Source organism: Actinokineospora alba (assembly GCF_004362515.1).
In the GTDB taxonomy this organism is placed as follows: Bacteria; Actinomycetota; Actinomycetes; order Mycobacteriales; family Pseudonocardiaceae; genus Actinokineospora; species Actinokineospora alba.
The window spans coordinates 2,777,463-2,800,220 of sequence record NZ_SNXU01000001.1 but is presented as its reverse complement, the minus strand read 5'-3'; the positions used below and the strand labels follow the sequence as shown (position 1 = coordinate 2,800,220).

The 22,758-nt window shown below is 67.0% G+C and carries 11 protein-coding genes and 3 rRNA genes; 3 read left to right on the top strand and 11 right to left on the bottom strand.

Going from position 1 to position 22,758, the window contains the following annotated elements; all coding sequences use genetic code 11:
• Positions 1–520: 520 nt before the first annotated feature.
• Positions 521–1,537, bottom strand: a complete 1,017-nt coding sequence (locus tag C8E96_RS13310; protein ID WP_091384361.1) for a hypothetical protein — start codon at positions 1,535–1,537, stop codon at positions 521–523.
• A gap of 707 nt (positions 1,538–2,244) precedes the next feature.
• Here C8E96_RS13310 and C8E96_RS13305 point away from each other — a divergent pair.
• A complete protein-coding gene (locus C8E96_RS13305) occupies positions 2,245–3,330 on the top strand; it encodes a P-loop NTPase family protein (RefSeq protein ID WP_091384357.1) in 1,086 nt (361 codons plus the stop codon).
• A gap of 152 nt (positions 3,331–3,482) precedes the next feature.
• Here the strand turns inward: C8E96_RS13305 and C8E96_RS13300 are convergent, their stop codons facing one another.
• The 10 genes from C8E96_RS13300 to C8E96_RS13255 form a co-directional block, all read right to left on the bottom strand.
• The gene (locus tag C8E96_RS13300) at positions 3,483–3,899 is read right to left on the bottom strand and encodes an acyl-CoA thioesterase (RefSeq protein ID WP_091384354.1); all 417 of its coding nucleotides are present in this window, start codon (positions 3,897–3,899) and stop codon (positions 3,483–3,485) included.
• Between the two features lie 297 nt (positions 3,900–4,196).
• Positions 4,197–7,199, bottom strand: coding sequence for a bifunctional [glutamine synthetase] adenylyltransferase/[glutamine synthetase]-adenylyl-L-tyrosine phosphorylase (locus C8E96_RS13295; RefSeq protein ID WP_091384351.1), 3,003 nt, complete (start codon positions 7,197–7,199; stop codon positions 4,197–4,199).
• A 4-nt stretch (positions 7,200–7,203) separates the two neighbouring features.
• On the bottom strand, positions 7,204–7,956 hold the full coding sequence (locus C8E96_RS13290; protein WP_091384350.1) for a type 1 glutamine amidotransferase: 753 nt from the start codon (positions 7,954–7,956) through the stop codon (positions 7,204–7,206).
• Positions 7,953–8,894 carry a GNAT family N-acetyltransferase gene (locus C8E96_RS13285; protein WP_091384347.1) on the bottom strand — a complete coding sequence of 314 codons (942 nt, stop codon included), beginning with the start codon at positions 8,892–8,894 and terminating at the stop codon, positions 7,953–7,955. The genes C8E96_RS13290 and C8E96_RS13285 overlap by 4 nt, the downstream gene beginning before the upstream one ends.
• Before the next feature lie 35 nt (positions 8,895–8,929).
• A 5S ribosomal RNA gene (rrf, locus tag C8E96_RS13280) occupies positions 8,930–9,046 on the bottom strand.
• Positions 9,047–9,153: 107 nt separating this feature from the next.
• Positions 9,154–12,262, bottom strand: a 23S ribosomal RNA gene (locus tag C8E96_RS13275).
• Positions 12,263–12,635: 373 nt separating this feature from the next.
• Positions 12,636–14,153: ribosomal RNA gene (locus tag C8E96_RS13270) — 16S ribosomal RNA — on the bottom strand.
• The 16S, 23S and 5S rRNA genes sit together here, the layout of an rRNA operon.
• 451 nt (positions 14,154–14,604) lie before the next feature.
• The gene (locus C8E96_RS13265) at positions 14,605–18,090 is read right to left on the bottom strand and encodes an FkbM family methyltransferase (protein ID WP_091383332.1); all 3,486 of its coding nucleotides are present in this window, start codon (positions 18,088–18,090) and stop codon (positions 14,605–14,607) included.
• Positions 18,091–18,243: 153 nt separating this feature from the next.
• A complete protein-coding gene (gene glnA, locus C8E96_RS13260) occupies positions 18,244–19,587 on the bottom strand; it encodes a type I glutamate--ammonia ligase (protein WP_091383333.1) in 1,344 nt (447 codons plus the stop codon).
• 134 nt (positions 19,588–19,721) lie between these two features.
• Positions 19,722–20,972, bottom strand: a complete 1,251-nt coding sequence (locus C8E96_RS13255; protein WP_407642676.1) for an MFS transporter — start codon at positions 20,970–20,972, stop codon at positions 19,722–19,724.
• A gap of 80 nt (positions 20,973–21,052) precedes the next feature.
• On the opposite strand from C8E96_RS13255, the gene C8E96_RS13250 reads away from it, so the two are divergent.
• A complete protein-coding gene (locus C8E96_RS13250; protein WP_091383335.1) occupies positions 21,053–22,009 on the top strand; it encodes a GlxA family transcriptional regulator in 957 nt (318 codons plus the stop codon).
• Between the two features lie 37 nt (positions 22,010–22,046).
• Positions 22,047–22,754 carry an LppX_LprAFG lipoprotein gene (locus tag C8E96_RS13245; protein ID WP_091383430.1) on the top strand — a complete coding sequence of 236 codons (708 nt, stop codon included), beginning with the start codon at positions 22,047–22,049 and terminating at the stop codon, positions 22,752–22,754.
• The last annotated feature ends 4 nt before the right edge of the window (positions 22,755–22,758 follow it).

Here is a 22,758-nt window from a genome sequence, read left to right as displayed (position 1 = left end):
AGTGCACATCGTGGCGCCGTCGCTAGACCGCCACGTGCCGCACCGTGAGAATGAACAGGTCACCATGAACAGGCACCGAAAGGTCCCCCTCGGTCTGTCGGTGACCTGCGGCTGGTCACGGCACCAGGGCGCCCCCGACCCGTTGTCGTGGCCAGCCGCACCATCACGGGCACTCTGCGCCAAGATCGTCGCACTCACTGAGCCAACCACTCCCCCGGATCGCTGCCCTAGGCACCCACCCGTTGAACAGGAAGATCCGCTGGCCGGGGAGCAGCGTGGGGAGCAAACGGGGAGCAAAGCGGTGCGTTCAACTGCGCTGAAAGGTCTTGAACGTCCCTGGACGGAATCGCCTGACCTGCGGAAGTCCTGTTTCCGCAGGTCAGGCGCAGTTTCAGGCATAGTTCACACCTAAGAGGTCATTAGCGCCAGCTAGAGATCCTGGTCGTCGGCGGGCAGGCGGATTCCATCGCCAACTGGCTCGGCGGCGACATCGAGTACGTCGAGCAGTGGTCGAAACTGTTCAACGGCGCCGACTCTCAGCCAAACCTGATCCGGTCGTTCGCTGGGTAGACATAAACCGGTGGTTGTCCGCGCCACCGCTGGCCGTTACGACGGCCTGGACCTCGCGGGCGAGATCTGCAAGCTCGTCATCATCACCACGGTCCCACAGGCCAGCAGTGAGTTCGAGCGGTTCGTGGTCGCCTACCTCGGCGACGCCGGCCTCATGCGTCATCGCGTTGGCCAGCGGATGACCCAGGCGCTGGGCCGCGCCAACCGCACCGACGCCCATCCACAGGTCGGTGGCTGCGGACACCTCGGCGTCGGCGCTGGCCACGTCGCCGCTACCGCCCGCGCTGCGTCCGGGGCGCGACTTACGGCCAGGTGCCGCCAGACTCGCGGACTCGGCGGCACCGGAGCTTGGCGCCGGTGTTTGCCAGAAGGTGCGGCAGGCGTCGATGGTGGCGGACCATCCCTGGTCGTACAGTTCCAACGCCGCGCGGACAGTTGGTCCGGTGCCCTCGGGGATCGACGCACGAACGGCGGGGTCGGCCAGGATCGAGGCGAAGTTGGGGTCCAGCCCGAGGTAGAGGGACCGGTCGGCGTAGGTCCGTGTCTTCAGCGCGCGCTTGGTCTCGACCTCGATCTGCCCTAGCAATTGGTCGACGTCATCGCGGTCAACGGGGTTGGGCTCGCCGGTCTTGACTTCCCAGACCCGGCGCTCGCCTCTCTTGACCGTGGACCACGTCCAGCGGCAATCGGTCGCGCTCTGCTCGGCCCGAATGGGTCGTTCGCCGGAGGCGCCGACCAGCCGGGCGAGTACCCGCAGGCCCTCGCACTGCTCGTCGTGGCTGCCGGTGAGCATGGTGCGGCCAATGGAGAGGGCACGGTCGAGTTTGCCGCCGACTTCGCGGCACCATTCGTCCCAGGCCAGGAAGAAGCGGTCGGTGTCGTCGGCTTTCGGCTCGTGGCCTTGGAGGTCTTCGACGGTGCGGCTCAGGCGTCGAAACCATGCCGTGCGGGGCCCGTTGTTGATCACGTCTTCCAGCGCGGCGCGGGCCGCCGCAAGGTCCTCGGTGCGGCCCCGGTTGAACAGGGCGTGCGCCTGGACGTAGCGCCAGAACGCCGCGTGTTCGGTCTCCCCGGCGGTGGTGAGCAGGTCGGAGGCTTCGCGGGCCTTGAGGGCAGCGCTGGCTTGGTCGTGCGCAGGACCACCTGCTGCGGCCGATGGCGAGCAGCCAATAGGACATGTTCGACGCGAGGCACGTCGAACAGCGCGGGCACCAGCGGGCCGCGTTCGGTCGGGATGGCAGGGGTGTCACGGTCAGTATCCAGCACCCGGCACCAATCCAGGCCGTCTACAGGCCGTCAGACGTCGAAGAACGACCACCGACAAGGACCGGCAACAACCACAAACCACCAGGTCTAGCGTGGTGCGGTCGCAAAGACGCAGGTCATCGCGCAGCCTGAACACAACTACGACGTGTGATCGGCTGATCCCGTCCTGACTCGGGGCGGCGGTCGTGGGGAAACCCCGACCGCCGCCCCGTTTCACGTCTGGGGGCACCACCCGAAAGGGTGGAAGTTTGATGGCGACCTGGGAGGTAGTCCCGGTTACAGGAGTGTTTCCCGAATCGAGATCTCGTGTGGGATTCCCTTGCGCGGCAAGCAGGCCTTACGCTGCCGCGCAATAACGTCCGATCGGCTCTCGATCGGGCGCCTCCACGCTATCGACGAGGAACCGCCATGTTCGCATCCCTTGATCCCGCACGCGTCGATCGCCTCAAGGCGGCCTACTCGGTGCGAAATCTCGATCGCGACGCGCCGCTGACCCTCGTCCATCAAGGCGATGATCAGCCAAAACACGGTGATCTCGTACTCGCCGAGGTCACCAAGCTCGGCTACCACACGCTGCTGGAGCTGACCGACGGCCGCAAGGCCAAGCTCTACGTGGGCGATGAAATCCTCGTCGCCTACGGCGCGCGGTACGCCCCCGATCACTTCGAAGCCGAACTTCCCGACGACCTGGGCGCCTGCGACCTGGTCGCGGCGGGCGGGGTGCTGGGCAAGGTCCGCAGCCGCAACGCCGCGGTCAGCGCGCCGACGACCGTGCGCCCGCTGGGCCTGGTCGGCGACCAGTCCGGCCGCGTGCTCAACGTGTCCGACCTGAGCCTCGGCGCGCCGCCGCTGCTGGCCCTGCGCAAGCCGCCGACGTTCATCGTCGTCGGCACCTCGATGAACTCAGGCAAGACGACGACCGTCGCGTCCCTGGTCCACGGCCTGTCCCGCTCGGGTCTGCGGGTGGGCGCGGCGAAGGTCACCGGCACCGCGGCGGGCGGCGACCCGTGGCTGTTCCGCGACTCCGGCGCGATCGCGGCCCTCGACTTCACCGACGCCGGGATGTCGACCACGTTCCGCATCCCGCTGGAGCGGCTGGTGTCGAGTTCGCTGCTGCTCCACGGCCACCTCATGGCCCGCGGCGTCGACGCGATCGTGCTGGAGATCGCCGACGGGCTGCTGCAGCCGGAGACCGCGCAACTGCTCGACCGGCCGGAGATCCGCCGGATCACCGACGGCGTGCTGTTCGCCGCGGCCGACTCTTCCGGTGCCCTGTACGGGGTGCAGCGCCTGCGGGCGGCGAACCACCCGGTCCTGGCAGTGAGCGGTCTGCTGACCGCGTCGCCCCTGGCGGTGCGCGAGGCGCAGGCCGGTCTCGACGTCCCCGTCTACGGCCCCGACGACCTGCAGTCCCCCGCCCTCGCCACCGAACTCCTGCGGCGCGCGGCCGCGGAGGCCGTCGTGGAGGTCGAGGTCGGCGAAGTCATGGCATGACGGACGTGCGGCACTTGTCCGCCACCCCGGAATTTTGAGTGTTGGTTCCGAGAGGCGCCACGCTCCGGTTTGCCGGGGACCGTGGTCAAGTGCCGTCACGGTCCCCTTAGGCGCCGGTCGGTCGGTGCGACTGGTCGCTGACTGGTCGTGGCCTAGGCCGCCAGGGCGGTCGGGTCGAAGCCGAATTCCTTGAGTGTTCCCAGCGGGTCTTGGACCAGCTTGCGTTCCTTGAGGTCCATCATGCCGAGCAAACAGGTGATCTCCGCGGCGACCGTGCCGTCGAGCTTGAGGATCACCGAGTCGGTGTTGAACGTCTTGCCCGCGCCGAACTTGACCACACAGGTCACGTCGACCTGCTCGCCCCCGCGCACCTCACGCCGGAAGTTGATCGTCGAGGACAGCAACACCGGTGCCACGGAGCGCGTCACGAAGTCACCCCACTGGCAGCCCGCCGCCGCGAACCCCTCGACTCGGGCGACCTCGCCGTACTGGTGGTACACGGCGTGGTTGAGGTGGCCGAGGGTGTCGAGCTCGTAGGAACGCACCGGGATGCGGATTTTCCAGCTCATACCCCCGACTCTAAAGTCCACCCCGGACAGCGCGCCCATGGTCGTGACCAGCGCCTCAGCGGTTATCCACAGGAACTCGGGTTGTCCACAACCGACCCCACGAACCCCGTTTCCGTCACCCCTCCCCGATAGACTGGCCAAGGGACGTCCCCCCGAGGTGGGCGGGGGTTTTGCCGCCGGCGCCGGGGTTTCGCTTTCGCCTTGAGGTTTTGCTTTGGGGTTTGCTTCACGGTGAAGTGGTCATGTCTGGCGGTCTCGAGGTGTGTGGCCGTGGGGTGACCCCGTCCAGGCTGGTGGTCAGTCGTCGTAGAAGACGTGTTCGATCACTGCGCGGGCGCGGCGGGTGGTGCGGCGGTAGGAGTCGAGGAAGGCTCCGGCGTCGGTGTCCGAGGGGTGGCCCAGGGCGGCGGCGACGGCGGCCAGTTCGCGGCCCATGGTGGGGACCTGGTCGGTCTGCTTGCCGCGGACCAGCGTGGCCGCGTTGCGGACCTGGGTCGCGAGGAGCCACGCCTCGCGCAGCGCGGCCGTGTCCGCCGGGGTGATCAGGCCTGCCGCCTCGGCGGCGGTGAGTCCCTCCATTGTGGACGGTGTGCGCAGCGCCGGGTGGGCGTGCGCGTGGCGCAGCTGGATCAGCTGCAGGGTCCACTCGACGTCCGCGAGACCGCCGCGACCCAGTTTGGTGTGGGTCGTCGGGTCGGCGCCGCGGGGCAGGCGTTCAGTGTCCACTCTGGCCTTGATGCGCCGGATCTCCCTTACCTGCGCGGCATCCAGGCCGCCCTGCGGGTAGCGCACCGGGTCGATCATCTCGATGAACCGCGCCCCGAGGTCCGCGTCCCCCGCGACCGGGCGGGCCCGGAGCAGTGCCTGCGCCTCCCAGACCTCGCTCCACTGCTTGTAGTACGTCCGATACGACTCCAGTGTCCGCACGATCGCCCCCTGCCTGCCCTCCGGCCGCAGGTCGACGTCGACCTGCAGCGGCGGGTCCTGGCTCGGCGAACCCAGCAGCTTGCGGACGCTCTGTGCGACCCGGCCCGCGTACCGCAGAGCGTCCGAATCGGACACTCCGGGGGCGGGCTCACAGACGAACATGACGTCCGCGTCCGAGCCGTAGCCCAGTTCCGCGCCACCGAGCCTGCCCATACCGATGACGGCGATGGTCGCCGGGTGACTGCCCGCGGCCGCCGCCTCCGACCGGTCGACCGCGGCCAGGGTGGCCTGCAGGACCGCGCTCCACACACTCGACAGGGCCTCACAGACCGACATGACGTCCATGAACCCCAACAGGTCCGCGCACGCCACGCGCAGCACCTCGTGCCTGCGCAGGGATCGCGCGGCGGTGACCGCGTTGCCCAGGTAGCTGTGCCGGTTGACCGCGTTGCGCAATGACGTGGCGACCTCGGCGGGGTCGCGGTCGGTCAGCGCCTTCGGGTCGCTCAGCAGCCGAAGCACCTCGGGGGCGCGCACGATCAGGTCGGGCACAAGCTTGGACGTGCCCAGCAGCGTGGCCAACCGCTGCACCACCGCACCCTCGTCGCGCAGCACGCGCAGGTACCACGGGGTGGCCGCCAACGCCTCGGAAACCTTGCGGTAAGCCAACAATCCGCCGTCCGGATCGGCTGTCCCGCCGAGCAGGTCGAGCAGGACCGGCAGCAGCGCGGTCTGGATGGCCGCCCGGCGCGACACCCCGGCGGTGAGGGCCTTGATGTGCTGCAACGCTCCGTCGGGCGAGGTGTAGCCGAGGGCCGCGAGCCGCGCGGCCGCCTGCTTCTCGTTGAGCCGCAACGCATCCGTCGGCACGCGCGACACCGCGGCGAGCAGCGGACGATAGAACAGCTTCTCGTGCAGCCTGCGGATCTTGTTGCCGTGCGCCCGGAACTCGGCGACGAGGACCTGGGCGGCCGAGCGACCTCGATCCGGGCCGACGCCCGCCGCGCGGGCCAGCCAGCGCAGGTCGGCGGTGTCGGCTTCGGCCGGGAACAGGTGGGTGCGACGCAGCCGCTGCAGCTGTAGCCGGTGTTCCAAGGTGCGGAGGAACCGGTATGAGTCAGCGAGTTCCACCGCATCCGACCGGCCGACGTACCCGCCCGCGCCGAGCGCGGCCAAGGCGTCCACAGTGGAGCCAAGGCGGAGTGACTCGTCGGTGCGACCGTGCACGAGCTGCAGCAGCTGCACCGCGAACTCGACGTCGCGCAGCCCGCCCCGGCCGAGCTTGAGCTCCCGCTCCACCAGCTGTGACGGCACGTGGTCCTCAACCCGGCGGCGCATGGCTTGGACGTCGGCGACGAAGTTGTCCCGGTCGGCGGCGATCCACACCATCGGGCTGACCGCGTCGACATACGCGCGGCCGAGATCGGCGTCGCCCGCGATCGGGCGTGCCTTGAGCAGCGCCTGAAACTCCCAGGTCCGCGCCCAGCGCTTGTAGTACGCCTCATGGCCGTCGAGGGTGCGGACCAGCGCGCCCGCCTTGCCTTCCGGGCGCAGCGCGGCGTCGACCTCGAAGCACGCCTCCGTCGCCACCCGCATCATCGCGCTGGCCACCCGGGTCGCCAGCGTGGTGTCGCCCTCACCGACGAAGACCACGTCGACGTCGCTGACGTAGTTCAGCTCGTGGCCGCCGCACTTGCCCATGGCGATCACCGCGAGCTGAGCGCGTTCCTGTGCCTCGGCGCCACCGTTCTCCGCCCACGCGACGGCCAGCGCCGCCCGCAGCGCGGCCTCCGCCAGGTCGCTGAGCCTGCCCGCGACCTGCTCGTACGACGGTTCCTCCAGTGCAGGCTCGACGAGATGGCCGAGGTCGTCCGCGGCGAGTTCCAGGATGAGTCCGCGATAGGCGAACTTGAGCGCCCGCACGGCTTCCGCACCGCGCAACGCGGCCACCGACCCCTGCGGTCCACCGGTCGTGGGCGCATCGACGGCGCCGAGCAGGGTCTCGGTGTAGCCGGTGGCAGCCGTTCCGGATTCCCGCAGCCTGCGCCATTCCCCCGCCCGCACTGCGACGAAGTCCGACAGCGCGGTGGACGAGCCGAGCACGGACAGCAGCCTGCCGCGCAGCCTGCGGTCGACGGTCAGGGCCGCGCGCAGCTCCGGCCAGGATTCAGGATCATGCGTGCGCACGCGGTCGATACCGCGCAGGGCCAGGTCCGGGTCGGGGGTGCGCGACAGGGCCGTCAGGGTCACTTCGTGCTCGCTGATCGGGCCCGTGTCACCCCAGAGCCCGGCGGCGCGCAGTTCTTCCTCCGCCCGGCTCTCGGTCAGACCGAAGCGGGCGGCGGACGAGATGGAGCGGGCGCGGTCGGCCATGTCGTCAGATCATGGGGAGCTGCGGGCGGGCGGGCTCGACCGGTGTCAGCTCTCCGCGCGCGAGCTTCACGAACCGCTCGGCGAACGGTCGCCAGGCCTCCTCGACGTCGTCGTGCAGTTCGATCAGCCGCTCCGGCTCCAGGTCACCCGGGCGGGCCAGCTCGGCGCCCTCCGGGTCGGCTTTGGCCCACGCCTGGACGATCTCGGGCGTGGTCTCGATGTGGAACTGGATGCCATAGGCCTGGCCGATGCGGAACGCCTGGTGCGGGTACCGAGTCGACGAGGCGAGCAGCACCGCGGAGTTCGGGAGCCGGGTGACCGTGTCGTGGTGGAACTGCACGACATCCGGCATCAGGGGCAGGTCGGCGAACAGCGGGTCCGTCCACGCGAGGTCGCGCTTGGCGATGAGGCCGGGACCGATCTCCGGGCCGTTGTCACCGGTCGCCACTTGGCCGCCCATGGCCACGGCGAGCAGCTGCGCGCCCAGGCAGATCGCGAGGAGCGGGGTCTGCTTGGTCACGCAGGTGGCGAGCAGGGACCGCACGTCGGTGAGCCACGGGTGGTCGATGACGTCGTTGGCGCCCATCTGGCCGCCGAGGCAGACCACGGCTTGGTAGTCGTCGAGGTCGCCGTCGAACTTCTCGCGGTACGGGTGCGCGATCCGGACATCGGCACCGGCGTCGGTCAGCCATTCGGCGAGCTGTCCCGGCGGGTCGTTGTCGGCGAGCTGCAGGACGAGGATGGTTACGGGCGTCACGCTTCGAGAGTATGCCGGTCCGCGAAGACGTACTCCACGGCATCGAAGACCGGCCGGAACCCGATGCGCTGATAGATGGAATTCGACGTCGGGTTGTCCAGGTCCGTGAACAGCAGAACATGCTCCGCGCCCTGGTCCACTGCCCACTGCGCGACCTGCGCGGTGACCGCCGCCCCATATCCGCGGCCACGCTTGTCCGCCGGCGTGTAGACCGGTCCGATCCGGCTCATCCCAGCCCGCGGCGGAGACGCAACGGCGAACGATCCCGGCTCACCCTCGTCGACCCACAAGCCGATCGCCCGACCGAATTCGAGAGCCTTGCGGACGTCATGTTCACCCGATTCGGGGTTACCGCCGTGCGTGGCTTCCGCGAAGAAGTCCTCCCACCAACCCCCGACCATCGCCACGTCCGCTTCGCCCGTCAGCCGAAACTCCCCGGCGACGTTGGCAGGCATTTCGAGTTGGCCCAGGTGATACAAGCGCATCGGGATTGTCTGCTCAATGGTTTGGCCGGAGGCCGCGATCCACGCTTCGGTAAACGGATCCGCCACATCGCGAGGCCCGCCGACACCGGTGGTCTCGATGCCTTCGGCCAGCAGGTAGTCCACGACCTCGGCGTGTGTCTCCACCGGAAGCGCGGACACCGACAGCGGCCAAGGCGCGGTCCGGAACAACGCCCCGAGCAGGCCGCCGTCGTTGTCGTGCACGGTGAGCATCATGGAACCGCGGTAGCTGTCGGGCACCTCGATGAGCTGGCTGATGACGGTGATGGCCACGGTGTGCCGCACGGGGTCCTGCAAGAACAGGGCCTTGGTGGTGTTCCAGAACAGCTCGGCATCCTCGTGGCGCTGGATCGTCATGGCGCCATCGTGCCTCCCAGACGCCGGTCGTGCGACCGAATATTGAGTCCGGAAATAGCAGAATGCCCCGGTATTCATGATTTCTCATGAATACCGGGGCATTCGCAACTTTTGTCCGGCGGCGTCCTACTCTCCCACACCCTCACGAGTGCAGTACCATCGGCGCTGGCAGGCTTAGCTTCCGGGTTCGGGATGGGACCGGGCGTTTCCCTGCCGCTATGACCGCCGTAACTCTATGAAACTATCAACCATTCGACCCACACCCAGGACACCTGTGGTGTCGGGGGTGTGGGGTGGTTGGTGTCTCAGACACCGCACAGTGGATGCGTAGCATGTTTGTAGCAAGCCCTCGGCCTATTAGTACCGGTCAACTCCACCCATTACTGGGCTTCCATTTCCGGCCTATCAACCCAGTGGTCTGCTGGGGGCCTTAACCCCTCAAAGGGGGTGGGAGACCTCATCTTGGAACAGGCTTCCCGCTTAGATGCCTTCAGCGGTTATCCCTTCCGAACGTAGCCAACCAGCCATGCCCCTGGCGGGACAACTGGCACACCAGAGGTTCGTCCGTCCCGGTCCTCTCGTACTAGGGACAGCCTTCCTCAAGTCTCCTGCGCGCGCGGCGGATAGGGACCGAACTGTCTCACGACGTTCTAAACCCAGCTCGCGTACCGCTTTAATGGGCGAACAGCCCAACCCTTGGGACCTACTCCAGCCCCAGGATGCGACGAGCCGACATCGAGGTGCCAAACCATGCCGTCGATATGGACTCTTGGGCAAGATCAGCCTGTTATCCCCGGGGTACCTTTTATCCGTTGAGCGACGCCGCTTCCACCAGCCAGCGCCGGATCACTAGTCCCGACTTTCGTCCCTGCTCGACCTGTCAGTCTCACAGTCAAGCTCCCTTGTGCACTTGCACTCGACACCTGATTGCCAACCAGGCTGAGGGAACCTTTGGGCGCCTCCGTTACCCTTTGGGAGGCAACCGCCCCAGTTAAACTACCCACCAGGCACTGTCCCTGAACCGGATCACGGTCCGAAGTTAGACACTCAGTACGATCAGAGTGGTATTTCAAGATTGACTCCACAACCACTGGCGTGGCCGCTTCACAGTCTCCCACCTATCCTACACAAACCGAACCAAGCACCAATACCAAGCTATAGTAAAGGTCCCGGGGTCTTTCCGTCCTGCCGCGCGTAACGAGCATCTTTACTCGTAGTGCAATTTCGCCGGGCCTATGGTTGAGACAGTCGAGAAGTCGTTACGCCATTCGTGCAGGTCGGAACTTACCCGACAAGGAATTTCGCTACCTTAGGATGGTTATAGTTACCACCGCCGTTTACTGGCGCTTAAATTCTCAGCTTCGCCCCGAAGAGCTAACCGGTCCTCTTAACGTTCCAGCACCGGGCAGGCGTCAGTCCGTATACATCGTCTTGCGACTTCGCACGGACCTGTGTTTTTAGTAAACAGTCGCTTCTCGCTGGTCTCTGCGGCCACCTCGCCCTAGCCTGCAAGAGGCTTCAAGCGCTGTGGCCCCCCTTCTCCCGAAGTTACGGGGGCATTTTGCCGAGTTCCTTAACCATAGTTCACCCGATCGCCTTGGTATTCTCTACCTGACCACCTGTGTCGGTTTGGGGTACGGGCCGCGTGGAAACTCACTAGAGGCTTTTCTCGGCAGCATGGGATCACTCTACTTCGCCTCATTCGGCTATGCATCACGTCTCAGCCTATGTGTGACACGGATTTGCCTATGTCACGGCCTACACGCTTACACCAGTCACCAACTGCTGGCGGAGCTACCCTCCTGCGTCACCCCATCGTTTGGCTACTACCGGATCAGGTCCCGCGCTCCACGCACCAGACCCGAAGGTCCGGATTGCTTTGGGCGGTTAGTATCACCGAGCTCACCAGGGACGCGTCCACACGGGTACGGGAATATCAACCCGTTGTCCATCGACTACGCCTGTCGGCCTCGCCTTAGGTCCCGACTTACCCTGGGCGGATTAGCCTGGCCCAGGAACCCTTGGTCATCCGGCGGAAGAGTTTCTCACTCTTCTTTCGCTACTCATGCCTGCATTCTCACTCGCACAGCCTCCACGACTGGATCACTCCGCCGCTTCCATGGCTGCACGACGCTCCCCTACCCATCCACACCACTGCACCCGAACCCGAAGGAACGAGTGGATGTATTGTGTGAATGACACAGCTTCGGCGGTGTGCTTAAGCCCCGCTACATTGTCGGCGCAGGACCACTTGACCAGTGAGCTATTACGCACTCTTTCAAGGGTGGCTGCTTCTAAGCCAACCTCCTGGTTGTCTGGGCGACCCCACATCCTTTCCCACTTAGCACACACTTAGGGGCCTTAGCTGGTGTTCTGGGCTGTTTCCCTCTCGACTACGAACCTTATCGCCCGCAGTCTCACTGCCGCACTCTAACACACCGGTATTCGGAGTTTGGTTGATTTCGGTAAGCTTGTAGGCCCCCTAGACCATCCAGTGCTCTACCCCCGGCGTGAAACATGCGACGCTGCACCTAAATGCATTTCGGGGAGAACCAGCTATCACGGAGTTTGATTGGCCTTTCACCCCTACCCACAGCTCATCCCCTCAGTTTTCAACCTAAGTGGGTTCGGGCCTCCACGACGTCTTACCGTCGCTTCACCCTGGCCATGGGTAGATCACTCCGCTTCGGGTCTAGACCACGCGACTCAAGCGCCCTATTCAGACTCGCTTTCGCTACGGCTACCCCACACGGGTTAACCTCGCCACGCAGCACTAACTCGCAGGCTCATTCTTCAAAAGGCACGCCATCACCCCGAAAGGCTCTGACGGCTTGTAGGCACACGGTTTCAGGTACTCTTTCACTCCCCTCCCGGGGTACTTTTCATCTTTCCCTCACGGTACTAGTCCGCTATCGGTCATCAGGAAGTATTTAGGCTTAGCGGGTGGTCCCGCCAGATTCACAGCAAATTTCACGAGCTCGCTGCTACTTGGGAACACTCTCAGGAGACACCGGGTTTTCACGTACGGGACTCTCACCCTCTACGGTCGCGCTTTCCAGCAACGTTCCACTAACCCAAGTGTTTTCTAACTCCTCGACCGTCCGGCAGAACGATCAGAAAGGTCCCACGACCCCGAACACGCAACCCCTGCCGGGTATCACACGTATCCGGTTTAGCCTCATCCGCTTTCGCTCGCCACTACTCACGGAATCACGGTTGTTTTCTCTTCCTACGGGTACTGAGATGTTTCACTTCCCCGCGTTCCCTCCACACACCCTATAGATTCAGGTGCGGGTGACACCACATGACTGATGCCGGGTTTCCCCATTCGGACATCCTCGGATCTCAGCTCGGTTGACAGCTCCCCGAGGCTTATCGCAGCCTCCTACGTCCTTCATCGGCTCCTGATGCCTAGACATCCACCGTATGCCCTTAATATCTTGCTACAAAGATGCTCGCATCCACTGTGCAGTTCTCAAACACCAACCAGAAACCCACCACGTCCTTGGCACCACCTTCTCGACGTTCCCGCCGACCGGTTTGGTTCCTTGTGGTGGTCCTGACCAGAGGACAACCCCACAACGGGTGTTGTCTCAGGACCCAACAGTGTGCCGACACACATCCACTCCACAACCCCAGTCCTCAGCGTTCCACGCGCACCCTTGCAGGTGTGCAGTACTAACCGGATGACCGGCGCCGCGAGTCTCAGCTCGTCCAGTAGTTCCACAGCGAATGAGCAACCACCCACAGCGCGTTCGGCTGCAGCGTGGCCCTCCCACACGCACCACCGAAGTGGTCCGCGGGTCAGATGCTCCTTAGAAAGGAGGTGATCCAGCCGCACCTTCCGGTACGGCTACCTTGTTACGACTTCGTCCCAATCGCCAGTCCCACCTTCGACCACTCCCTCTGCAAGCAGTTGGGCCATGGGCTTCGGGTGTTACCGACTTTCGTGACGTGACGGGCGGTGTGTACAAGGCCCGGGAACGTATTCACCGCAGCGTTGCTGATCTGCGATTACTAGCGACTCCGACTTCACGGGGTCGAGTTGCAGACCCCGATCCGAACTGAGACCGGCTTTAAGGGATTCGCTCCACCTCACGGTCTCGCAGCCCTCTGTACCGGCCATTGTAGCATGTGTGAAGCCCTAGACATAAGGGGCATGATGACTTGACGTCATCCCCACCTTCCTCCGAGTTGACCCCGGCAGTCTCCTATGAGTCCCCGCCATTACGCGCTGGCAACATAGAACGAGGGTTGCGCTCGTTGCGGGACTTAACCCAACATCTCACGACACGAGCTGACGACAGCCATGCACCACCTGTGAACCGACCACAAGGGGGCCTACATCTCTGCAGGTTTCCGGTCCATGTCAAGCCTAGGTAAGGTTCTTCGCGTTGCATCGAATTAATCCACATGCTCCGCCGCTTGTGCGGGCCCCCGTCAATTCCTTTGAGTTTTAGCCTTGCGGCCGTACTCCCCAGGCGGGGTGCTTAATGCGTTAGCTACGGCACGGAGAACGTGGAATGTTCCCCACACCTAGCACCCACCGTTTACGGCGTGGACTACCAGGGTATCTAATCCTGTTCGCTCCCCACGCTTTCGCTCCTCAGCGTCAGTATCGGCCCAGAGACCCGCCTTCGCCACCGGTGTTCCTCCTGATATCTGCGCATTTCACCGCTACACCAGGAATTCCAGTCTCCCCTACCGAACTCAAGTCTGCCCGTATCGACCGCAGGCCCAGGGTTAAGCCCCAGGTTTTCACGGCCGACGCAACAAACCGCCTACGAGCTCTTTACGCCCAATAATTCCGGACAACGCTCGCACCCTACGTATTACCGCGGCTGCTGGCACGTAGTTAGCCGGTGCTTCTTCTGCAGGTACCGTCACTTGCGCTTCGTCCCTGCTGAAAGAGGTTTACAACCCGAAGGCCGTCATCCCTCACGCGGCGTCGCTGCATCAGGCTTTCGCCCATTGTGCAATATTCCCCACTGCTGCCTCCCGTAGGAGTCTGGGCCGTGTCTCAGTCCCAGTGTGGCCGGTCGCCCTCTCAGGCCGGCTACCCGTCGTCGCCTTGGTAGGCCATTACCCCACCAACAAGCTGATAGGCCGCGGGTTCATCCTGCACCGCCGGAACTTTCCACCACAACACATGCGTGAAGTGGTCATATCCGGTATTAGACCCAGTTTCCCGGGCTTATCCCAGAGTGCAGGGCAGATTACCCACGTGTTACTCACCCGTTCGCCGCTCGTGTACCCCGAAGGGCCTTACCGCTCGACTTGCATGTGTTAAGCACGCCGCCAGCGTTCGTCCTGAGCCAGGATCAAACTCTCCAATAATGAATGTTTGATAAACCTGACAAACAGACACCAAAACTGGCATCAATTCATCTCAAAGGAACCCACTAAGGGGTTCTATATTTAAGCTCTACTGGCTTAAATCGGCACACTGTTGAGTTCTCAAACAACACACGCACATCCGAATTAACCACCCCGGTAAGGAGCGACAGCATCAGAGGCTGGTATTGCTAACTAAGTTTTATGTCTGCATCGGACCCATGCGGGATCTAGTGATCCTTGCAGGGATTCCGGTTCAGGCAACGCCGCAGAACTTTACCCGGTTCGATTCGCGGTGTCAACCCGCTCGACCCGGTGGTGTCCGGCTCCTGAACACTACCAGAAGCTTTCTTCCACTCCGACTCCGCCAGGCTCTTGCGTCCTGTTCCGTTCGGCGCTCCGTGCGACATGGAGAAAGTTACGCGGTAGCTGATCGCAAAGTCAAATCGGCTGGTCAGCGGCTTGTGGAGGGTCGCAGCCACAGTGTGCGCACCTGCCCGGTGAGCACCTCGTCGACCACATCCTCGACCTTCACCGCCCGTTCCTCACCCAGCCGCACCAGTTCGTAGCCCCACGTGCGGAACTCGCGTAGGACCACTCCGGGGTCGTCCCCGTATTCCCTGGTCAGAGCCCCATCCATGGCTACGACGACATGCGGTCGGTCCTTGCGCAGGCGGCGCACGAGACCCCCCAAAGCGCGGTGTCCACGGCCCGGAACGTCCACTTTCACGACCGACAGACGCTGCTCGCGAGTGGCTTCCAGACCGTCGAGCTCGCGGTCCAGCCGAACGCCCGCGATCGGATATTCACCCGATGTGGTGGTGATCACCTTTTGTGGATCTTGTGGCCCGATGGCCAGCCCACCACCCGCCGCAGGGGTCCCCACCAGCGGAGACTGGCTGTCCCATGCCGCTCCCTCCAGCACCACGAGGCGTTCGGCCACGGCGCCGCTGACGTTCTCGGAAACGTTGTGCCGCAACAGTTTCACGGCTTCCCCGGCCGGTTCGACGACAGCGACGGTGCCGCTGGTGCCGAGCCTGCCGAGCACCCGGATCGCGTGGTAGCCGACGTACGCGCCGATATCGAGGAAGACGCTGTCCGGCTCGATGAGCGAGTCGATGAGCTCCGCGATGTCCGGTTCCCAGACCCCGTTGCTCGACAGCACCGGGGACATCACCGCGTCGTGCGCGGGCAGCCGGAGCAAGCCCGCGTCGCACAGGACGAGCGACGTCGGCACGTCGGCCAACTCCGCCGGAATCACCCGTTCGTGTTGCCGCACAACGACTCTGCGCAGCGCGTCGGTCGCCCGGAGGGCCTGGTCCGACGACCAGGTGCTCATCGCGACCTTGCTGTCGCGCTCCCCGAGGCGCTCGTTGAGCTTGGTCTCCAGGGCGTCGATCCGGGCCTGCCCGGCCGCCAGCATCTCGGTGAGCGCACGCAGGTGCTCGGGGTCCGCCGTGGGCGGTGGGGTCTCCCGCACCTGGGTTGACAGCTCCTTGACCGCCCTGGTCCCCCGGCTGACCTCACCGCGCAGCCGCACGACCTCCTCGCCGTTCGCGGAGACCTGTTTGGACAGGTGTGCCCCGCGTTCGACCATCAGGTCGAGGTCGGCGCGCAGCAGGTCGATGTCGTGGCCCGCGCCCGCGGTGGCCAGCTTCTCCTGGCGCTCGACCAGCTCGGCCGCGGTCCGCTCGACCCCGTCGATGAGCGAGTTGAGGACCGAGGTCAGGTGCTGGTCGTAGTGGTTGAGCACGCGCAGCACGGCCCGGCGCAGCTGCGGCGCCATCGGGATCCGGTGCCCGACGTCGGCGTCGGGCCTGCGCAACAGGGCGTGCCGAGCGGCCCGGAGCGCGCGCAGCGGGTCGTCGTCGGCTGCCCCGGCGACCGCCCGGCCCGCCCGCCAGCTGCGGTAGGCCAGTTCGATGCGCCTGCGCACGGCGGCGCCGGTGACGGCGAGCGCGAGGTTGTCGAGCACGGACGTCCGGGCGGCCGAGCCGACCTTGTCCGCGGTGGCGTGGTCGTCGGCGAGATCGCGGATGGCGCCGGCGATCATCGTGTCGGCGGCGAACTCGTCGGTGGGCAGCGCGACGCAGCCGTCGGCACCGAGCAGGTCGGCCCCCACTCCCCCGGCGATCGTGATGAGCGGGACACCCCGCAGCGAGGTCTCGGTGAGCCAGGCGTTGACCTTCGCGGTGTCCGCGCAGCCCGGTTCGTGCAGCGAGATCGCCCAGTCCGCGGCGTCGACCGCGCGGTCGAACGCCTCGGTGACCAGCCGGACGCGGCCGTTGCCCGCCGCTGAGGACCGCAGCCGCTCAATGGTCTCGGTTCGCGCGCGCGATTCGGGGACCAACAGCAGCAGCCGGACATCGTCCCGGTCGCGGAACGCCGCCGCGAACGCCGCGATGAGGTCGTCGGCGTGGTCGGCGAGGGCGACGAAGACCGGCGCCGCGTCGAGGCCGAGCTTGGCCCGGGCTTCTTCCCTGGCGCCGTCGTCGCGGGCACCCGGGTCGACGGCCGGGAGCGGCACGGTGTGGGTGGCGACGCCGTCCGGGGCCGAGGCGGCGGCGGGCCAGGCCAGCCAGCGCTCGTCGGCCCGCGGCGGGACCGGGCCGAACTCGTCGCGCACCACGATGACGTGCCGCTGCCGGGGTATGCCGGAGGTGCCTTCGCAGGCGAGCACCACCGGGTACACGGGTTGGTCGGACGTGGGCAGCCCGGAGGCTCCGGCGGCCAGCCGGACCCGGTCGGCCAGTGGTCCGTCGCCGAGCACGGAGACGCCGATCTGGTCGACGAGCGCCACCTCGGACTGGCCGGGGACGGCGCGGGGGTGGAGCCTGCCGGTGAGAACGGCGTCGGTGGCGCACCAGTCGCGGAAGGCCACGGCGTCGGCGCCGAACGGGTCGGCGAAGCGTTCGCGCGGTTCTTCGTCGTCGCGCCACAGGGCGACCGCCCAGCGCGGCAGTTCGGGGTCGGGCGCGCAGGCCCAGCGCAGGAAGCCCGCCGGGTCGGTGCCCGCGGCGGGCGGTTTGTCCCGGCCGGCCCTGGCTCGCCGGTACGCGGACCGCAGCGACGGCGGGAACGCGGTGCCGTCGGCGAGTGTGCCGAAGCGGACGGTGGGCTCGGGCGCTTCGCCCAACTCGCTCGCGTACTCGGCGCAGACGCGGTTGAGCAGCGGGTGTTCGGAGAGCAGGACCCGCTGGTGGTCGGCGATGTCGGCGCTGAGCAGCCAGGGACGGGTCGGGTCGAAGCCGGCGAAGTTGACCGACCGCAGCGGCGCCCCGCCCGAGGTGACCGAGCCGTCGGCGGCCAGTGCAAGCGGGCGTTGGGCGGCGTTCCAGCGGGAGAGGCCGAGGCCGGGGTCGCGCAGGACACGGTGATCGACAAGGGCTGGGGCGCCGTCGAGGAACGCGCCCGCCGAGTCCGGATCGGCGGTGGAGGCCTCGGCCCAGGCGTGCAGGAAGTGTTCGGCGCCGTGGGCGACCACGACGAATCCCTCGTCGTAGACCCCGGCCGCGCGCAGGGCATCGGCGTCGGGTCGCAGACCGTCGGCGGGAAGCGGGCGCAGCACCTTGGGGACCAGCGCGAGCGCGGCGTCGCCGAGGTGCGGCACCAGCGGCGCGTACACGCGGACCCACGGGTCGAGGTAGAGCACCGGGCTGTCGTGCTTGCCGAGCAGCCACTCCATCAGCCGCGGCCGAAGCGCGACACACGCTTCGCGGGCGGTGTGGCCGGTGGCGAGGACAGCGAGCTCGTCGGCGCCGATGCCGATGTCGGCGGGCACGATCACGCCGTCGGCGCGGGGGCCGTCGACGAGGAGCGTGACGAAGGTGGCGCCAGGGTGGTGGCGGCGGAAGGTCTCCGCGGCGATTCGGGCGGCGGGAAGGTCCGCGCACCCGGCCACTGTCGAGCCGATCACCGGGGACACGTCGGGGGGAAGCACCCGGCCAACCTAACCGCTTCAGCGTCGATCTTGGACCACCCGGTCGAGGGAAACACGGTCAGATCCGCGAGTCCCCACTTCCCGACAGCGAGTTCTCATTTCGCTGTGCACGGGAAATGAGAACTCATCGTCGGGAGGTGGAGACTCGCGGGTTTACAAGACTGGGAGGAGGGAGCGGAGTTCGTAGGGGGTGACGCTGCGGCGGTAGGCGTCCCACTCGGTGCGCTTGTTGCGGAGGAAGAAGTCGAAGACGTGTTCGCCCAGGGTCTCGGCGAGCAGTTCGGAGTTCTCCATCTCGGCCAGCGCCTCACCCAGGTTCTGCGGGAGGTTGGCGTAGCCCGCGGCGCGGCGCTCGGCGTCGGACAGCGACCAGACGTCGTCCTCGGCGGCGGGCGGCAGTTCGTAGCCCTCGGCGACACCCTTGAGGCCGGCGGCGAGGATCACCGAGTAGGCCAGGTACGGATTGCACGCGGAGTCCAGCGAGCGGATCTCCACCCGGCGCGACGACGCCTTGCTCGGCGAGTACATCGGCACCCGGACCAGCGCGGACCGGTTGGCGTGGCCCCAGCAGACCGCGGTCGGGGCCTCGCCGCCGACGATGAGCCGCTTGTAGGAGTTCACCCACTGATTGGTGATCGCGGAGATCTCCCGGGCGTGCTTGAGCAGGCCCGCGACGAACGCCTTGCCGGTGGCGGAGAGCTGGTACGGGTCCTCGCTGTCGTAGAAGGCGTTGCGGTCGCCTTCGAACAGGCTGACGTGGGTGTGCATGCCGGAGCCGGGCTGGTCGGAGAACGGCTTGGGCATGAAGGAGGCGAACACGCCCTGGGTGAGCGCGACCTCCTTGACCACGTAGCGGAAGGTCATCACGTTGTCGGCCATGGTCAGGGCGTCGGCGTAGCGCAGGTCGATCTCCTGCTGGCCGGGCGCGCCCTCGTGGTGGCTGAACTCGACCGAGATGCCCATCGCCTCGAGGGTCTCGATGGCGTGCCTGCGGAAGTGCGTCGCGGTGGCGTGGCTGGCCTGGTCGAAGTAGCCGCCGTTGTCCGCGGGGGTCGGCTCCTTGCCGTCCACCGGGATGTCCTTGAGCAGGAAGAACTCGATCTCCGGGTGCACGTAGCAGGTGAACCCGGCCTCGCTGGCCTTGGACAGGGTCCGGCGCAGGACGTGGCGCGGGTCGGCCCAGGACGGCGAGCCGTCGGGCATGGCGATGTCGCAGAACATGCGCGCCGAGTACGGCTCGCCCTCCGGGGTCTCCCACGGGAGGACCTGGAAGGTGGCCGGGTCGGGGCGCGCGATCATGTCGGACTCGTAGACCCGGGAGAACCCCTCGATCGCCGAGCCGTCGAAGCCGATGCCCTCGGCGAACGCGCCTTCCAGCTCGGCGGGCGCGACGGCCACCGACTTCAGGAAACCGAGAACGTCGGTGAACCACAGCCGGACGAACCGGATGTCGCGCTCCTCAAGCGAGCGCAGCACGAATTCTTGCTGGCGATCCATAGGCGCAGCCTAGACGGGCCGGCCTCCGCCGAGGGCCAAGACAGGGTCGCGCGCCCTGTGACCTAAGGGGACCGTGACGGCGATCGACCACGGTGACCCACTGACCGCCGCTGAACAACCGCAGGTGACCCGACTTAGGAATTCCGGGGTGGCGGGACGAGCATGGACATCACAGCCGCGATCGCGCAGAGGCCGCCCGCGACGTACCAGGCCAGGTCATAGCTGCCGTGGTGGTCGCGGGTGAGTCCGGCGCCGAGCGCGGCGACGGCGGCGCCGACCTGGTGGGAGGCGAATACCCAGCCGAACACGATCGGGCCGTCGGCGCCGAAGGCCCGGCGGCACAGGGCGACCGTGGGCGGCACGGTGGCGACCCAGTCCAGGCCGTAGAAGACGATGAACGCCCACATCGGCGGCTCGGTCGTGGCGGCGAACAGGTGCGGGAGCACGAGCAGGGACGCGCCGCGCAGGCTGTAGTAGACGGCGAGCAGGACGCGCGGGTTGACCTTGTCGGTGAGCCAGCCGGACAGGATCGTGCCGGCGACGTCGAAGATGCCGACCAGGGCGAGCAGGCCCGCGGCGGTGGTGGGCGGCATGCCGTGGTCGTGGGCGGCGGGGACGAAGTGGGTGCCGATCAGCCCGTTCGTGGACGCGCCGCAGATCGCGAAGCCGCCCGCGAGGAGCCAGAACGTCCGGGTGCGCGCGGCGGCTCGCAACACGGTGATCGCGCGCATCGCGGTCCGGTCCGCGGTGGCGGAGACCGGCGGCGGGTCGAGTGGGCCCGCGCCGTAGGCGGTGGTGCCGACGTCGGCGGGGTTGTCGCGCAGGGCCAGCAGCACCAGCGGGACGACGGCGAGCGCGGCGATGGAGACGGTCAGGCTCGCGGTGCGCCAGCCGCTGTCCTCGGCGAGGTGGGCGACCAGCGGCAGGAAAATGAGCTGCCCGGCCGCGCCCCCGGCGGTGAGGACCCCGCTGACCAGGCCTTGCTTGGCCACGAACCAGCGGGAGGTGACGGTGGCGACGAAGGCGAGGGCCATCGCGCCGGTGCCGGTGCCGACGCAGACACCCCAGAGCAGCAGGAGCTGCCAGGTCTCGGTCATGAACACCGTCAGGCCGCTGCCCGCGGAGACCAGCAGGAGCGCGGCCGCGACGACCTTGCGCATGCCGAGGCGCTCCATGAGCGCGGCGGCGAAGGGTGAGATGAGCCCGAACAGGATGAGGTTGATCGAGACCGCGCCCGAGATGGTGGCCGTCGACCAGCCGAACTCGCGGTGCAACGGGTCGATGAGCACGCTCGGCGCGGCCCGGAAACCCGCGGCTCCGACCAGGGCCACGAACGCGACGGCCGCGACGATCCAGGCCCGGTGCAGGCGGGGGCGGAGATCCAGTTGGGTCACGCGCTTCAGCCTGTTGGTTCGTCGACCGTCGAACAAGTGGCCTGATTGCCACTATGTGAAAGAATCCGGCCATGACGCATCGCGTGGCCGTCCTGGCCGTCGAAGAGGCGGTCGGCTACGACCTGTGCATCCCGCCGCAGATCTTCAACGCCTCGGTCGACGCGGCCGGGTCACCGCTCTATGAGGTGGTGGTGTGCGGTGTCGACGCGAAGCCCGTGTCGGTGACCGCCGGGTTCACCGCCGTGCTCGACCACGGCCCCGAAGCCCTGGCCTGGGCGGACACCGTGATCGTACCCGGCACACGGTCGCCGGGACCTCGCCATGACGGGACGCTGTCCGGCCCGCTGGCCGACGCGCTCGCCCTGATCCGGCCCGGCACCCGGGTCATGTCGATCTGCACCGGCGCGTTCGTCCTGGGCGCCGCGGGCATCCTCGACGGCCGTCCCGCGACGACCCACTGGCGCTTCGTGGACCAGTTCCGTGCTCTATATCCGGCGGTCCACCTTGACCCGGATGTGCTCTTCGTCGACGACGGCGACGTGCTGACCTCCGCGGGACTGAGCGCGGGCATCGATCTGTGTCTGCACGTCGTGCGGTCCGACCACGGCAGCGAGGTGGCGAACCGGGCGGCGCGGTACTGCGTGGTGCCGCCGTGGCGCGAGGGCGGGCAGTCGCAGTTCATCGACCGCCCGCTGCCGGTCGGCGCGGGCGGCGTCTCGGCGACCCGGGCGTGGGCGCTCGACCGGCTGCACGAACCGCTGGAGCTGAGCGCGCTCGCCGCCCACGCGAAGATGAGCGTGCGGACCTTCTCCCGGCACTTCCGCGCGGAGACCGGTGAGTCGCCCGGGACCTGGCTGATCCAGCAGCGCGTCCGGCACGCGCTCCATCTCCTGGAGACCACCGACCTGCCCATAGACCAAGTGGCCGAACGGTCGGGCCTGCGCAGCGCGACATCGTTGCGCCAGCACATGCGGACCGCCGTCGGTGTGTCACCACTCGCGTACCGAAAGACGTTCCGGACCGGCTGAGACACGGTCTCAGCCACCGGGCCCTACGATGCCCACCATGGTCACGCGCCGGATCTTCCTTGGGGCCCTCGCGCTCACCGCGGCCCTCGCCGCTGGGTGCACATCGGACACTGACGCACCGGGCGGCGCGAGCCTGCCGGACGGGGCGGCGCTGATGAAGGACGCGGCCGCGGCGACGCGCGACGTCCGCAGCGCCCACTTCAGCCTGAAGGTCAACGGGACGGTCGCGGCCATTCCCGTGCAGAACGCCGAGGGCGACCTGACCCGCGAAGGCGGACCGTCGGGCGCGGCGAAGGGCACGGTCAAGCTGACCCTGATGGGCCAGCTCATCGAGGGCGAGTTCGTCCTCGTCGACGACTCCCTCTACATCAAGGGCCCCACCGGCGGCTTCCAGAAGTACCCGGCGGCGCTGACGTCGAACCTGTACGACCCGTCGGCGATCCTGAACCCCGACAAGGGGATCGCGAACGTGCTGGCGCAGGTCAAGGACCCGAAGACCGAGGCCAAGGAAGACGTCGACGGTGTGTCGACCTACCGGGTCAAGGGACGCGGCGCCCAGGACGTGGTCTCGGCGATCGTGCCCGGGGTGACCTCCGATGTGGACGTCACCTTCTGGCTGCGCGAGGACACCAAGCTGCCGGTCAAGGCCCAGGTGAAGCTGCCGACGGCCGACGGCGGCGAGGCCACGGTCGACTTGACGCTGTCCGATGTGGGCAAGCCGGTCACCATCACCGCGCCGGCCTAGGCCC